General features: G+C 61.7%; 1 protein-coding gene. It reads right to left on the bottom strand.

Features of this window, described 5'->3' with window-relative positions; all coding sequences use genetic code 11:
* Positions 1-85: 85 nt before the first annotated feature.
* The coding region (locus NR126_RS28390) for a DUF2345 domain-containing protein (RefSeq protein ID WP_256832482.1) at positions 86-882 on the bottom strand (797 nt) is incomplete at its 5' end.

The raw sequence follows: 882 nt of genomic DNA, 5'->3' as shown, positions 1-882 counted from the left end.
TCGATAATCACGTCAAGGTAAGTGATGGACGCATCGGCACAGGACGACTCCAGGCACTCGATCCAGGTTTCGCAATGAACTGAACTCATCCTCGCGCCTCCCGCCCGGTAAAGCCTTGGGCCTTAGCCCGCGCTTTTCTCAGGCACTCTTTGCAGACGGAACTGGGCAGCTCGGACAAAGGAAAGGCTGCCCCGGACGGCAGACTGAATCGATGCAGCCCGTTAAAACTGATCAGACCTGGACTATGCAGCTGAATCTCGCCCTCCGAGGTGATGCGGATGTAGGCCCCGCCACACCCCAACGTGATCCCATTCTTCGCCGTCACCTGCACGTGCCCCTGCGCCGACTGCAGGGTGAGGTCCTGCTGGGCGATCAGGTCCAGCAAATCGCCGTGGGATTCGATTTGCAGCGGGCCTTTGCCGGACACCAGGCGCATGCCTTCCTGCTGGGCCAGCAGCGACATGCCCTGGTTGGCGTGGATCGACAGGCGTTGCGCGGCGGCGAGGTTGATTTCGTCGGCGCTTTGTACGTAGAGCCCGTCGCCGCTTTTCAGCAGCAGGCTGGCTGGAGTCACCGCGCCAATGCCCTTGGGCGCGCTGAGCAGGATGGCAGCGCCGTGCAGGTCTTTGGCGTCTGTCTGCAGTTGCTGCAATCCGCCCATGTCGGGCGTTTGGCTGTGATGGGCCTGAGCGATTTCCCGGCATTCGGCGATTTGCTGGCGTGCGCTTTGGATCGCTTCGGTTGCCGGCGCCATGCTCAGCACATCGCCGATGGCCTTGGTCTGTTTATCGGCACTGATGAGCACGCCCTTGCCGGCCCGAATGACTCCCCAATCATCGGTCCTCAGCTCAACCCCTTCCCCGCGCTTCTGTTTCTTGGCAT

Origin of the sequence: Pseudomonas sp. Pse1 (assembly GCF_024519635.1) — a bacterium.
In the GTDB taxonomy this organism is placed as follows: domain Bacteria; phylum Pseudomonadota; class Gammaproteobacteria; order Pseudomonadales; family Pseudomonadaceae; genus Aquipseudomonas.
The sequence above is the reverse complement of the archived record's forward strand: the minus strand, read 5'-3'. Positions and strand labels throughout refer to the sequence as shown.